Source organism: Arthrobacter sp. ISL-95 (assembly GCF_018613695.1).
Taxonomy (GTDB): Bacteria; Actinomycetota; Actinomycetes; order Actinomycetales; family Micrococcaceae; genus Arthrobacter.
In genome coordinates, this window is the sequence record NZ_JAGGPR010000005.1 from 177,233 (window position 1) to 190,317 (window position 13,085).

General features: G+C 59.8%; 17 protein-coding genes. 7 read left to right on the forward strand and 10 right to left on the reverse strand.

Annotated elements, in window-relative coordinates:
* Positions 1-74 precede the first annotated feature (74 nt).
* Both J7I86_RS06990 and J7I86_RS06995 read left to right on the forward strand, forming a co-directional pair.
* Positions 75-737, forward strand: a complete 663-nt coding sequence (locus J7I86_RS06990) for a hypothetical protein (protein WP_214818093.1) — start codon at positions 75-77, stop codon at positions 735-737.
* 2 nt (positions 738-739) lie between these two features.
* Complete coding sequence (locus tag J7I86_RS06995) at positions 740-967, forward strand: helix-turn-helix transcriptional regulator (RefSeq protein ID WP_214818094.1); 228 nt, start codon at positions 740-742, stop codon at positions 965-967.
* Between the two features lie 62 nt (positions 968-1,029).
* On the opposite strand, the gene J7I86_RS07000 is transcribed toward J7I86_RS06995, so the two are convergent.
* The 8 genes from J7I86_RS07000 to J7I86_RS07035 all read right to left on the reverse strand — a co-directional run bounded on the left by J7I86_RS07000 (position 1,030) and on the right by J7I86_RS07035 (position 8,481).
* Complete coding sequence (locus J7I86_RS07000; RefSeq protein ID WP_214818096.1) at positions 1,030-1,875, reverse strand: NAD(P)-dependent oxidoreductase; 846 nt, start codon at positions 1,873-1,875, stop codon at positions 1,030-1,032.
* Positions 1,872-2,798, reverse strand: coding sequence for an SDR family NAD(P)-dependent oxidoreductase (locus tag J7I86_RS07005; RefSeq protein WP_214818106.1), 927 nt, complete (start codon positions 2,796-2,798; stop codon positions 1,872-1,874). Before J7I86_RS07005 ends, J7I86_RS07000 begins: the two co-directional genes overlap by 4 nt.
* A gap of 191 nt (positions 2,799-2,989) precedes the next feature.
* Positions 2,990-3,817 (reverse strand): helix-turn-helix transcriptional regulator, encoded by an 828-nt coding sequence (locus J7I86_RS07010; protein ID WP_309476683.1) that lies wholly within the window; start codon positions 3,815-3,817, stop codon positions 2,990-2,992.
* A gap of 43 nt (positions 3,818-3,860) precedes the next feature.
* The gene (locus J7I86_RS07015) at positions 3,861-5,213 is read right to left on the reverse strand and encodes an alpha/beta hydrolase (protein ID WP_214818112.1); all 1,353 of its coding nucleotides are present in this window, start codon (positions 5,211-5,213) and stop codon (positions 3,861-3,863) included.
* A gap of 148 nt (positions 5,214-5,361) precedes the next feature.
* Positions 5,362-6,732: an APC family permease gene (locus J7I86_RS07020; RefSeq protein WP_214818114.1), complete on the reverse strand. Its 1,371-nt coding sequence runs from the start codon at positions 6,730-6,732 to the stop codon at positions 5,362-5,364.
* Positions 6,733-6,753: 21 nt separating this feature from the next.
* Positions 6,754-7,119 (reverse strand): hypothetical protein, encoded by a 366-nt coding sequence (locus tag J7I86_RS07025; RefSeq protein WP_214818116.1) that lies wholly within the window; start codon positions 7,117-7,119, stop codon positions 6,754-6,756.
* A gap of 167 nt (positions 7,120-7,286) precedes the next feature.
* On the reverse strand, positions 7,287-7,463 hold the full coding sequence (locus tag J7I86_RS07030; protein ID WP_214818119.1) for a hypothetical protein: 177 nt from the start codon (positions 7,461-7,463) through the stop codon (positions 7,287-7,289).
* Positions 7,464-7,473: 10 nt separating this feature from the next.
* Positions 7,474-8,481, reverse strand: coding sequence for a hypothetical protein (locus J7I86_RS07035; RefSeq protein ID WP_286179458.1), 1,008 nt, complete (start codon positions 8,479-8,481; stop codon positions 7,474-7,476).
* Positions 8,482-9,069: 588 nt separating this feature from the next.
* Here J7I86_RS07035 and J7I86_RS07040 point away from each other — a divergent pair.
* The 5 genes from J7I86_RS07040 to J7I86_RS07060 all read left to right on the forward strand — a co-directional run bounded on the left by J7I86_RS07040 (position 9,070) and on the right by J7I86_RS07060 (position 11,888).
* Positions 9,070-9,681 (forward strand): hypothetical protein, encoded by a 612-nt coding sequence (locus J7I86_RS07040; protein WP_214818121.1) that lies wholly within the window; start codon positions 9,070-9,072, stop codon positions 9,679-9,681.
* 47 nt (positions 9,682-9,728) lie between these two features.
* Positions 9,729-10,142, forward strand: a complete 414-nt coding sequence (locus J7I86_RS07045; protein WP_214818123.1) for a hypothetical protein — start codon at positions 9,729-9,731, stop codon at positions 10,140-10,142.
* 36 nt (positions 10,143-10,178) lie between these two features.
* Positions 10,179-10,604 (forward strand): hypothetical protein, encoded by a 426-nt coding sequence (locus J7I86_RS07050; protein ID WP_214819588.1) that lies wholly within the window; start codon positions 10,179-10,181, stop codon positions 10,602-10,604.
* Positions 10,605-10,631: 27 nt separating this feature from the next.
* The gene (locus J7I86_RS07055; RefSeq protein ID WP_214818125.1) at positions 10,632-11,063 is read left to right on the forward strand and encodes a hypothetical protein; all 432 of its coding nucleotides are present in this window, start codon (positions 10,632-10,634) and stop codon (positions 11,061-11,063) included.
* A gap of 207 nt (positions 11,064-11,270) precedes the next feature.
* Positions 11,271-11,888 carry a hypothetical protein gene (locus J7I86_RS07060; RefSeq protein ID WP_214818127.1) on the forward strand — a complete coding sequence of 206 codons (618 nt, stop codon included), beginning with the start codon at positions 11,271-11,273 and terminating at the stop codon, positions 11,886-11,888.
* Positions 11,889-11,946: 58 nt separating this feature from the next.
* Here the strand turns inward: J7I86_RS07060 and J7I86_RS07065 are convergent, their stop codons facing one another.
* Positions 11,947-12,711, reverse strand: a complete 765-nt coding sequence (locus tag J7I86_RS07065; protein ID WP_214818136.1) for a cation diffusion facilitator family transporter — start codon at positions 12,709-12,711, stop codon at positions 11,947-11,949.
* Complete coding sequence (locus J7I86_RS07070) at positions 12,708-13,034, reverse strand: helix-turn-helix transcriptional regulator (RefSeq protein WP_214819590.1); 327 nt, start codon at positions 13,032-13,034, stop codon at positions 12,708-12,710. The genes J7I86_RS07065 and J7I86_RS07070 overlap by 4 nt, the downstream gene beginning before the upstream one ends.
* Between the last annotated feature and the right edge of the window lie 51 nt (positions 13,035-13,085).

Consider the following 13,085-nt stretch of genomic DNA (forward strand, 5'->3'; position numbering starts at 1 on the left):
GATTCCAAGGACATGCGGCAAGCTGATTGTGTTATCGTTTATCAATATGTTGATAAACGATAAGGAGTGGGCGCGTGAAAACTGCATTCTCGACCAAACCATCGGCTAAAGTCGCGGCAAAGGTGGGGCTGTGGCTACTACTGGTGACCGCCTGCGGAGTGGCTGTGGCGGCGATCCTCAGGCTCGTCTCCACCCTTGGTTATGCGTTTACCGGGGTGACGACTGTGGCGTTGCCCGGCTTGGGCTACAGCAGGACATATCCGTCCGGCCCCAGCGTCCTAGGCCCCAAGGTTCAACAGGTTCTTCATGGCGGCAATATCGACCTCGTTCTCCAGGGCATTCCTGGAGAAGCGCTCGTCCTGAACACGGCAGCCTCGGTACTCGGGCAGCTGACCACTCTGCTGGTGTGTGCGGCCGTGATCATGCTGTGCTGGCGTTTGCTGCGGGGGGTGCCGTTCGCATCGACACTAACCCGTTTTATCTCCATCATGGGTGGCGTGCTTGTCCTCATCGGGGTGGTTGTCCCGATTCTTCAGGGTTTCAGCAAACTCGTGATCGTAAATAGCTTGGACAACGTGCTCACCGTCGAGAGTCCCATTGGCAAGGGCAATCTTGAATACTACATTGTCTTCAGCGTCGACCTCCTGCCAGTGGTATTGGGCGTCGCCCTTCTGCTTCTGGCCGCTGTATTCGCGAAGGGTGCTCAACTGCAGCGCGACACCGAGGGGCTGGTGTAGGGATGGCTCCGGCCAAACAATCCGAGGAGGACATGATTCACTGCCGGCTCGATGAGCTTCTGGAGCAGCGGGGTATGACGTTGACAGAATTGAGCCGGGAGGTAGGGGTTACTCTCGCGAACCTCTCCGTCCTGAAGAATGACAGGGCAAGGGCTATACGGTTCTCCACCCTGGCAGCCATCTGCCGGGTACTTGAATGCGAGGTTGGTGACCTGCTGGTCATCGACTAGGGCCTGCTTGAAGGTGCCTACAAGGATGGTGGAACCGTTGCGTGCCACCATCCTCGCGGTGCTTATGACTGCTTCGTTGACACTGCCATCAACTGGGCGGCATAAGGCAGGCCGTCGGCCCCTGCCCGTGCGTAGTCGTCGATAGTAGTGACGTCCTGGCCAAGGCCCTTCATGGCATCGGCGAAGATTTCCATATCAATGATTTGCAGGACTTTGAGGTGTTCAGCGTTGTTCACAGTGACAGCGCCGGACAGTGCTTCGAGTGCGAAGCTTCGGCCGGTTCCTGAGAGGAGCAGCTCACTGAGTGCGCCCAAGTCAAGGCTCAAGTTCCTTCCCAGCGCGAGAATGTCCTGAACATTTTTCTGGTTCATCATCAACAGGGCATTATTAATGAGCTTTCCGTTCTGTCCGCATCCCGCCGGGCCCATGTACGCGATCTTTTGTGAGAACGTCTCCAGAACAGGACGTGCCGTTTCCAATGCTTCCCTTGGTCCGCCGACGATAGTAGTCAGCCGACGTGCTTCTGCACCTGGTCGGCCGCCGCTGACCGGGGCGTCCAACACAAGTACGCCAGCGGAGGCGGCGCGAAGTGTTATGCTCTGGGCGTAGTCCGGCAGCCCGGTCCCATGGTTGATGAGAACCGTGCCCCGGGCAAGACTTTTGAGCAGACCCCCTGAGGTGAGGATTTCTTCAATATCGGAGTCTTCCCGCAGACAGAGGCCAACAATGTTGCTGGCAGCGCCAAGCGCAGCAAGTGTCTTGTGACGGACATAAGGGAGTCCGTCAAGGGCGGTCAGAGATGACTCTCGACGAACCCAGACGTTCAATTCGAAGCCGGCCTCAGCTATGGCCCTGGCCATCGGGGCGCCTTGATCTCCAAGGCCTACCCAGCCAACCCTGATGTTCATGCTGCCCGCTTTTCCAAGAGTGCCGCTGAGAGCTCCCAGAGGCGAGCTGCGTTGGTGGAATCCAGCGCATAGGAGGCGACTCCGGTGTAGTCCGGTCCGCGGCTACCCACAATGCGGGCCTCATTGACGTCCTCGAAGTAGCGTCCGCCGATTCCTTCGAGCCCCGGGGCGGTAGCAACATACAGGGTTGTGGCAGCCCCCTGCTGGGGTGTCTTCTGGCGCTCGATGGGAGTTCTTAGGCCGCCTGTATGCCGTTGGAGGTTGGTGGCGATGGCTCCGGGCATGACGGCATTGGAGGTAATGCCGTCTTTGGCCCAACGCTCGGTGGCAGCGACAGCAAAGAGCACGGACGCCGTTTTGGACTGGCCATACGCAATGAGGGCGTCATAGGGGATGAAATTGAAGTGAGGGTCATCGAAAAGGACTGGGGAAAACAGGTGGCCGCTTGAGCTGACGGACACGATGCGGGCGTTGCCGGCTTCGGCCAGGGCGCCATGCAGTGCCGTTGCGAGGGCGAAATGTCCAAGGTAGTTGGTAGCGAACTGCATCTCCCAGCCCTCCGGGGTGCGTTGCAATTCCGGAAGTGCCATGATTCCGGCATTGTTGACCAGGACGTGCAGCGGACCCCGCCACTGTTCGGCAAACTCAGCGATCGACGCCAGATCGGCCAAGTCAACCCTTCCCAGGGAGATGTTCTCATTGCCCGTCGATTCCCGGAGCTCAACTGCAACCGGTTCTGCTGTCGCGAGGTTGCGTACGGCGAGTGTTACGTGGGCTCCGATGTCGGCAAAGGCCCTCGCTGTTTCTATGCCGATACCGGACGCTCCTCCAGTAATGACGACGCGCTTCCCGGTGAAATCGATGCCCTCCGTGACATCTGAGGTGGTGGAACTGAACCCGAAACTGGTGGCGATGCTTGTCATGATTAAGCGGCTTCTTTCGCACTGGTTGGTTTGTGGTCTGTGCCTGCGGGACGAACCGGGGGCCACGGTGATAGGCCGTCTCAGCGGCGGCCCATAAACCAGTGTGCTTTTGTGGAGAAGAGGTAGCCAGAACTCTGGGTTTCATATGAATGCCAGGGCTACCCTCAAGCATTCGGGGGAGTATCGGAGATTCACTTCGGATCGGCGAGAGTCTCCGACAGTTTCTGAAGCGAGGCCTCGGACGAGCTTCCAGGTTCTGCATGATGAATCACCAGAAGATGGCCATCGGTTCCCGCAACGGACAACTTCTCATGAAAGAGTTCCAAGTCCCCCACGACTGGGTGGTGAAGTATGCGCTTCCCCGCCACCTTGGGACGGACATCGTGCCTGCCCCAGAGTTGGAGGAAGTAGGCGCTACGGTGCGATAGTTCCTCCACCAGTTTTTCCAACTGCGGGTCGTTGACTCGTTCTCCCACGGCTGCCCGCAAACCAGCCGTGGCCTCCTCCATGACCTGTTCCCAGTCCTCGTATAGCTGCTGTTCAGCCGGGTCCAGAAATGCTTCCCGGAGGACATTTGTCCCGGGTTTGTTCCGCGGCGAAAGTGCGATTGCCAGTGGGGTTGCAGCGAGGACGTTCATGTACCGGTCCTGGACGAATGCTGGTACTTGGGTCAAGGTTTCCAGGAGATATGACATACCGACCCCGACACCAGCCATATCGGCACCATTTGAAAGAGGCTGCGATGAACCCTGCGCGAGCCTATGTAGATGGAGAGTGGAGGGAGGATCCAGACGCAGGGCGCGCGCTAATGAATCAAGTATCTGCGGCGACGGGTGGTGGTCCTTGCCTTGTTCCAGACGAACGTAGTAGTCGACGCTGATGCCGGCCAAACCTGCGACTTCTTCTCGCCGGAGACCGGGAACACGGCGACGTCCAAAGTCGGCCAGGCCGGCATCTTCAGGCCGAACAAGTCCACGACGCGCTTGAAGGTACTGGCCGAAAGCCGGGTTCGTGGTCACAGACATAACCTACGCCAAGGTAGACAGACATCACGTTCTGTATTTAGCTGGCGGGCGGGGAGACTTTGCCGAGCTGCTCGAACTCACTGGTATTAAGGGCTTTGCCGGTGGTCGCTGCCTCGATAAGTCCTAGGGTCGCTTTTGCTGCTGAGGTTGGTCCGGCGGAGCCTCGGGCGCCGGTGATCCCGGGAACGGGACCGATCATGAGACCTAGGTCGATCATGCCAAAATGTGTCACGCCTTCCAGTGTGACGCGGGTGCCGTTGCCGTTGGCAAGCAGCTCGTCCAGTGCGGCGTCGTATTGGGGGAGTTGGTCGGCGTCGCCGGCCACAATGGCGAGGACTGGTTTGGTAAGCGGGGCCGTGGCCGTCGGGGTTCTGGGCATCCCGTCCATATTGACGGCTCCCTCGATGCGGTCATCAAGGCGTGCAGCTTCCAGCGCAGCCGCACCTCCTAGGGAGTGGCCTGCCGTGATGATGTGGCCTAGGTCTGCAGATCGCAAAGCGGGCACTGCCCATGCGTCTGAATAAAGTCGATCAATCACTGCGCTCATGTCGGCGGCGCGAATGCCCGCCCAGTGGTCTGCCAGATCTTGGTCACGCGAATCATCTCCTGTGGTTTCCAGTCTGCTGGAGGCCCACGTGCCATCGGCAAGCTCGGTGACAGGTGAGTCGTAGGGATGATCAAGGGCGATGACTATAACGCCGTTGCTGGCCAGTTCCTCGGCCCACGCAGTGAAGAACCATCGAGAGCTGTTGAGTCCTGGTGAAGCTATCACCACCGGAAAAGAACCGTTAGCAGATTTACCTTGCCATATGGCGTTGCTTTGGGCACGGGAAAGCCCGTCCAGGGTCAAAGTTGGAACGCCATAAAGGCTGGCTAGGGCGTTGGACAGTTTTGCGGCTCGCTCATGGCCAGGCAGGTATGCTGCACGTTCGCCGCTTCCCTCGGCGGGGTACCAGATAGTTGCTGGCAATGAGCGTCGCTTGCCCGGCACATCATCGCCTCCCTCGTCACGCTTGTCGTCGGTCCATACCTTCGTGTCTATTCCTACGGTGTACGGACCACCTCCCGCTGGAACGGAGATGGGCGGCAATATCCAGGAGGCCCCGGCCATCCCAACGAGGCTCAGTGTAAGGAGGACACTGGCCGCCATTGAGAGTCGGGGACCGCGGGCTGACCGGAGCCAAATGACGACGGCGGCGGTCGGTGCAGCGAGTACAACCAGTCCGACCACTTGTGGGCGTGCACCTTCGAAGGTGAGAGCGGCAACAAGAGCCGCGCCAGCTGCAATGCCGGGGACAATGACCATCAAGGCTTTACCTCGGCGAGTCACGACTCCCATGAGGAGGGTGAGCAGCAACAAGGCTGCTGCGGCGATATCAAGCCACGGCACCGGTGGACTCCCTAAACTGAGCCGTTGATGCCTTCAGCCTATGGTCGGCCCGAACAGGACCACATCAACCCTTGGGACCGGGCATGCTCATCCCAGGGTAGGAACTTCCGCTGGATGCCAGGCGTCGGCCTCTCCGTGACGGTCAGCTCTAAGAATCCAGTGGTTCCTTCTGCGCCTCGGGACGTTGTTTGGCCGCGGGCAGGCCGGTCCGCTTACGCCCCTGAAACCAGCGTGTAACGAAAAAGAGGACGAGCCCGATTCCCAAGAGGATGCCTGCACGCAGCCAGATTTCCGGGCCTTGCTGGAACAGCAGGAGGACACAGGAAGCCAGTGCCAGGCAGGGAATGACCGCCGGTACGCGGAAGTGCTTGTGTTCCACCTTGTCTTTACGCAGCACCAGAACGGCCACGTTGGTGCTGATGAAGACGAACAGCAGAAGCAGGACCACCGTTTCGGCGAGGGAGCCAAGGTCGCCGGTGGCGGTCAGTGCCATTGCGGCCAACGTGGTCACCAGAATGGCTACCCACGGGGTGCGCCGTTGGGGGAGGACCTTCCCCAACCCGGTGGGAAGCAATGATTGTTCTGCCATTCCAAAGGCCAGACGACTGGCCATGATCATCGTCAGCAGGGCGCCGTTGGCAACGGCGATGAGGGCGACCAGGCCGAAGAGCCAGTCCGGAACTCCAAAACCAGTGGCCTGGACCACTTGCAGCAAGGGGCCCGAGGAGCTGCTCAAGTCATTTGGCGACAGGGCTATGGATGAAGCCAAACCGATGAGAATGTAGATGGCTCCGGCGGTCAACAACGCCCCGAACAGTGCCTTGGGGTAGACGCGGTGGACGTCCCGGACCTCTTCGGCAACGTTGGCGGAGGTCTCAAAGCCCACGAACGAGTAGTACGCCAGCAAGGAAGCCGCCAGGATCCCTGCTCCAGGGGAGACCGCAGGGTTGAATTCAAGAACGCGGGAAGCATCGCCGTCTCCCCGGCCGAACATCAGGCCTACCAGGACGATTACCAGCACCAGGCCAGACACCTCGACGACTGTCATGACCACGTTGGCCCTGACGGATTCCTTGACGCCGCGTGCGTTCAGGAGCGCGATCAGCAGAAGGAAGACAAGAGCGGTGGGAGTAGCAGGCACATCCAGGAAAGGTTTGAGGTAGTCCCCGGCGAAGGCGAGGCTCAAACCAGCAGCGCTGGTCACCCCGGCTGCCAACATGGAGAAACCCACCAGGAACGAAACCAAGGGGACTTTGAAAGCCCGTTCAGCAAAGACGGCAGCTCCGCCGGCCTTCGGGTATTTTGTCACCAGCTCTGCGTAGGAGGCGGCGGTGAGCATGGCCAGGAACAGTGCCAGCGCCAGCGGAATCCAGACAGCGCCTCCCACCTCGCCTGCAACCTTCCCCACCAACGCGTAGATGCCCGCGCCCAACACATCGCCGAGGATAAAGAGGAAAAGAAGAGGGCCGGTAATGGACTGCTTGAGTTTTGACGACTGGGGCTTTGCCGGGCTGTTCATGGGAACAGATGATACAGGAAACTAAGCAGCCTTACTAAGTGACTCAAGGAGGCCGACTTCGAGCCTATCCGAGCAGTTGGTCCTCTTTAGCAATACGCTGACGCAGCGTCTCCCGAGTGTCCCAAAAGTAGAGCCCGCAAAGACGCCTCCCAACGGCCCCAACAGGGAGAGTGCTGCTACTACCAGCGGGTTCGGCGATTCTCCCTGCATGATGAGGAGCGTCATCCACACCACTGGCACCACAATGAGAGTTGCGGCGATCGCAACCAGGACCACAAACATCGGCTTTTTCAAAAGTGCATCTTTCTCTAAGACTGCGCTGGCCCTTGGCGGGTCCTGGCCCGGCTCGAACGGGCTGCCTCCCTCTCCGGAAACGACACGCGCCATTGCCGGTGTCGGTGGCGCTAGGGCAGGATCAGAAGTTACTTTAGCGCCTTGCCCTGCCATTGGCGGCTTTGACGGCGGCGTTCGGCAACGGCTGCTGACGTTCATCGACTGGCGGCTGGGGCAGCTGCAATTGGTCGGGGACTGAAACGCCCGGCATTGGCTTCGTCTCAGCTACCCGTGTTGCGAGCCAGTGCCCAAGAGGTTCTGATTCCGCGCACGGCCAGAACCACTGCGAACGATGACATCACCAGTACAACTGCTGAAACGGCAAGGATCACCACACCCAGGACGTGAACCAGCAGGACGGCGGAAAATACTAGGGTATGTGCATCGAAAAGTTCCATAGCTGATCAACTACTCCGCGTACTGGATGCTCGTCAGGAGGGCCTTGAGCTTGCTGTACTGCTCGGTTTCCATCCAGGCCGCTGCGCTTTCCGGGGACATCGACACCTCGATGTTGGCAGTCGCTTGGGCCGCACCGTTGTCCATGATCATGAAGCTGTGGGCCGAAACGCTGTCCGGGCCTTCTGTCATGAAGTCATTCGTCACCACACCCATGAAGTACCGGGTGATTGCGATGTCGAAGGGGTATTCGTCCCTGAAGAACGCGAAGTGGGAGGCTCCGTCCCGGCTCTCGAAATCGGTTAGCTGCTGGGAGTCAAGGATGGTGCGATTCACAGGCCCGGCCACGACGCCGCCGGAAACACCGCTGGCAATCCGCGCCACGTTGTTGCCCGTTTCGTCGTAGATCTTGGCTACGACTGAGTGGTCGTCATCTGCGTAGTAGTCCTCGCCGTAGATCGGTACTTCCTCGGTTTGCACGGTCCAGCCCGCCGGCAGCAGGAAGGAGATGTGCCCGTCAGGGAACGTGAACAAGCCGGTCTGCGGGTAGCTGGGCGAGACGTGGGGCGTTGGGGGTACCGCCGGTGTTTTCTCGGGTACTGCGGGCGGAACGGTCGACGGCGGAATGGTTGCCTGCGGTGCCGGAGCAACCGGCGGCGCGGGAACGACAGGCGGTGCCGGAACAACAGGTTCCGCCACCGCGGCGGGAGTAGTCGGTGCTTCCGGAGCCAAAACATCTACTTGCCGCACGGGAATGACCGCAGCGGGAGCCGCGGGTACTGGAACACCGACCTCCGGCGGGCTGACTTGTACTGGAGCGCTGCCTTCGGAAGCGGGGGCAGCGAGGGCTTCTTCCAGTGGCACTGCAGGGAGCTCGACCAAGCTGCTGGTTTCTTCTGCTGCAGTGGTGAATTGGCTCCTGGCGACCGGGGTGGATGGTGCGCAGGCGGCGAGAGTGAGTGCCAGGGTCAGCGTTGCAATAGTGGCGTACTTGGCATGTCCGGATCGGCGGTACTTCATTTTGAGTTCCTTCCCCCACGGAGTGTTCGAGCAATTCTTGTGCTCATACATGTTGTTTCCGGCAAGGGACCATTGATTACACTCGCGGCAGGATCGTTCTAAAAAGAGTGCTCCCAAGGGGGAGAGGTAGGTAGCCTCCGATAGAAAGACAACCTGAAGTCACTGGATGACTATCTTTACGACAGGGTAAATGGCGGAAGTGCCCGGTTGTCGAGGACGTAGAACGCCGATACACGCGGTATATTGAAGCGCCTTTAGCGGGCAGTCTTGTGGCGTCAGGCGAGGAGGGGACGGACTTTCGATGGAGACCCTCATTGTCTTGGCTACCGTCTTGGCGGCGCCGTTGGCATTTGTCATTCTCGTCGTTTGGCGGATTTTCCGCCCCTCAGCAAAAGCCAGACGCGCCGCACACAGGGGGACATTCCAGTCTCAGCGCGGCAGGGTCTATAGGAAGGGCGGGACGTACCGGAATGCGTCCCCTAGCGACGGTACTGGTGGCGGCTACTAACTCTGGCTGACTCCAGCACCGTGTCATCCGTATTCCAGTGATTGACTCACCTGACCGCACATACTCCTTGGGGGATCTGAATGAGGGCCTTGGCTGCCACTTTCTTGCTCGTATCGCTGATGGTGACTGGCTGCGCTGCGGCTTCCCCGGCCACTACGCCAACAGAGTCAACAGCGCCCTCGTCGTCTGCAGAGCAGCACTCACGTCTGGATCCGGCGGGGATTGAACAGATCAAGAAGTCAAAGATGGCACGCTTCGACATGACGTCAGGAAAGCTGACCAAAGAGAGCGTCGGCCTTGGAGATGGAACCAGCCAAGCCCCGGATGTCCTCATAAAAGAGGGCTTGATGGAACTGACCATTGAGGCCCCGACTGGGCTGATCAGCGCCAAGACAGACCGTCTCCGGCTTAACGGCATGAACAAGGGGCCGGACTTCCGGGAGGTCACGTTCTTCCTCACGGCTGAATCGTTCGAGGACTTCACGGCCCTGATCCGTGATGGCGTGGACCGATACGGAATTCCCGGCGAGTCAGCAGAGGGCTGGATCGAATCCATGTCCGGCCGGCCGGAGGACGAAGGCGACTTTTCCTTGGCTCCGGGTACCGCAACGGGCCTCCAGGTCCAGTACGACATCCGGTATGACGGCGCAAAGGACGTGCAAGTGATTATTGTGCACGTTCATCCCGTCTAGTCGTTCGCCCGCCAGTCGCCCAACAAACTCGCCAAGAAGAGAGCACCGTGGAACCTCGGAACCCGTACCCTGCTAACTATGTTCCGCCTCAACCCGGACAGGTCCTGGTTCCGCTGTTGCCTGCATGGGCAAGGACGTTTCGGTCAATTCTGCTGATCCTTGCGGGTCTTCTGGTTCTTCTTTTGATGCTTCTTTTTTGGGCTGCCACGTCCGGATCCAGCGCGGGTGGGCTCGGCATCCTGCAGGTCATATTCTGGTTGGGCTTCGGATTATTCTGGCTAGCAATCCCGTACGTGCCTGCCAGCATCCTCTATGCCGTTTTGTGGGCCAGCAAGCTGCGCGGCAACGGCTACCGCAGGTACCCGGGCACCAGCTGGATCCTGATTGTCGGCCCGATTCTTGCTGGGCTAATTCTGTTATCCCTGATAGGGCTGATCGCGGCGAACCCAATCTCGTTGTGACACCCTGATAGGAACCAGGAAGGAAACGGGGTGACCATGTATTCGGACCGCGAGCGGCGAAACGATGCCGTGTATGCCGAGCACAAGGCGGCAGTGGCTGCCGGGGAAAAGCGCGTACTCCTCAATACCGGCAACGGCGAACTTCACAGCTACCCGGCAGACGAAATCGGCTTTACACCCGGCCGCGGTCAGGCTCAGGTCAGCACGTGGTGGGGTATGGGTATTCTCGCGGTTGTTGCGGCAATACTTACTGTCTTTTCGGTGGTGCTGCTGCTGGCTCCGCTGGGACAGGGGCAGGGTCCTATGTGGGGTGCGCTGTTTCTGACTGCTCTGGCCGGTGGCTTCACGTTCTATGCGATCACGCTGTCCCGTCAGGAATATCAGGCGACGCAGCTCCGCAAGCGGCGGGGTTCACCGAAACCGAGTTCGACCGGCCGGGTAGACATACCCGCAGATCTCTAATTCAAGCCTGCTTTGGGGGACACCGGAATGCGTCGTGGAACAAAAGTAGGCCTTGCCCTGCTTGCGTTACTTACGCTTACAGCCGCAAGCTGCGACGAGCGGCCATTTGCCCGTGACTATGCCCGGTCCGTTCCAAACTCAGCCATTCAGGTTGGCGAGAAGACGGACAGAACCTGGGAGTATGTGGACCGGGAAGGCGTATCGAGGGAACTCGACCGGTGCGAAGACCTGAGTCCATGGAATGTCGCCTACAGCTGCACCTCGCCGGATGGCACAGTGGGGCTGACTTTCAATGACTCCAAATACGGCATCGACGACGTCGTTCTCCACGTTGGCGGCGAAGAGGTGGCCTTGTACTGCATCGTTAACGGAACGTGGGGCGATTCATTGAGGTTCTGCCTACCGGTATCAGACCCTGCCGTCCCGCCCCAGCCGGTCCCTCGCCGCGATAAGTCCTAACCGGTCTTTCTAGAGCAGGTTCACACGAGACACCCGAACCAGACCGAAGCTTGATTGCTTAGGCCTTGGTGGTTGGTGCGAATCACTCAGGAACGCTCCATGAGTAGACGGGGCTAGACTGTGCGGGTCAGGACGGATTGGGGGATCCCGTGCGAGTTGTTGTCGCCGTTCCGCTGGTCGGTCGCACCAGCGAACTGAGGGCACTGTATGAACTTCTTCAATGACTTCCCCAAGCCCGAACCTGTGGAACGCGCCAAAAATGCGAAATTCGTACCCCCGCCATGGATTGGGCCGCCGCAGGACGAGCTGCCTGCGGTGTTGCACATAGGGCAGTTCTTATATCGCAGTCCCACACGCGTTCTGACGGTCAAGAGCGCGGATATTTACACCACGGGTTGTTCGTTCCAATTGGCGTGGGTCATTCGTCGGGGTGAGGAGAGCGACGAGGAGTGGACCACTCTTCACGCGTCGGTTTTCCAGCACGGTCCTGGTATGGGGCCCACCAGCGCAGATTTGCAGTTGCTGTTCGGCGTCCAGCTACCGAATGGAACCAGTGCAAGGACAGGCATTTTTGGATGGGGTAGACCCATGAATCACGAGAATCAGCCCGAAGCGCCGGCACTGGCGTTCCGCGGTGGCGGAGGCAGCGGCAACGACGACGAAGTCTCGGCCTCAGGCAACTTATGGCTGTGGCCATTGCCGGATGACGGTGAACTGCGGTTGCTGGCGCAGTGGAAGGGGCTCGGCATTGAGGAGTGCTCCATCGCGATTGAAGGTAGTAACTTCAGCACTGCCGCAGCCGGCGCACAGAACTTCTGGCCCTAGCGCACACCCTGGAAGAGAGCGTACGACGGCGCTGCTGCCGCCGTCGAACGCGACTACCTCAACCGCCGTCGGGCTTTCCAAGAACTACGCTCGAGGGGTCTTGCCGGCAGCCTGTGCAGCAGGCGTCCTGTGCCGTTGTTCCTGCGCCCTTGGCGGTCAGAGTTAGGGCGATGGCTGGGGACGGCGTCGGCTTTGCGATGGGCGCACAGCAGGTGTCGCCGCGCCAAGCGTTGAGGCCTTCGCGAACGGCGATGCCGGCGATAACCAGCGCCGCTCCGGCGTCGGCCCACCACCAACCCAGGGTGCTGTTCAGAATCAAGCCAATCAGCAGCACGGCTGAGAGGTATGTGCAGAGCAGTGTTTGCTTGGAGTCGGCCACCGCGGTCCTGGAGCCAAGTTCGCGTCCGGCGCGGCGCTGGGCCCATGAGAGAACAGGCATGATCGTTAGGCTCAGGGCGGCAATGATAATGCCGGGGGTGGAGTGCTGTGCTTCCCCGGCTCCTGTGAGCGAGCGGACGGCGTCGAAGGTTACGAAGGCTGCTAGAGCGAAGAAGGAAACGGCAATGATCCGAAGAGTGAGGTGCTCGCGTCCTTCTGGATCCTTGCTGGAGAACTGCCAGGACAACGCCAGTGCGGAAGTTACCTCGATAATCGAATCCAGCCCAAAGCCTATGAGTGCCGAGGAGTCGGCCACGCCGCCAGCCCATAAAGCGACAACAGCCTCAAGGACGTTGTAGGTGATGGTTGCAGCTGCGAACAGGCGGATACGACGCGTCAATATCAGCCGACGCTCCGGGGCAGTGATCTTCAACGCGGTGCTCACGTCAGGCAGGTCCCGTCCGGTGCGCAGCAAGCCGGGTCGACGGCGAGTACCACGCCCACCAGGTCTTTGATCGCGTGGCCCAGCCTTGCATCGGCGAGCTCGTAGCGCGTCCGTCGGCCATCAGGGACAGCAACTACCAGGCCGCACCCGCGCAAACAGGTTAGGTGATTGGACATGCTCTGCCGGGACACCCCAAGAGCGTCTGCCAGGTCGGATGGATATGACGGCGACTCCGCGAGCGCCAACAGAACCTGAGCGCGCGTTGGATCTGAGATCGCGTAACCGAACCGGGCCAGCACGGGAGCATGAGTAAGGGCTTCCATGGAATCGATAGTACATCCGTGCGTGTATTCATTCCAGGCTGTACTCAGTAT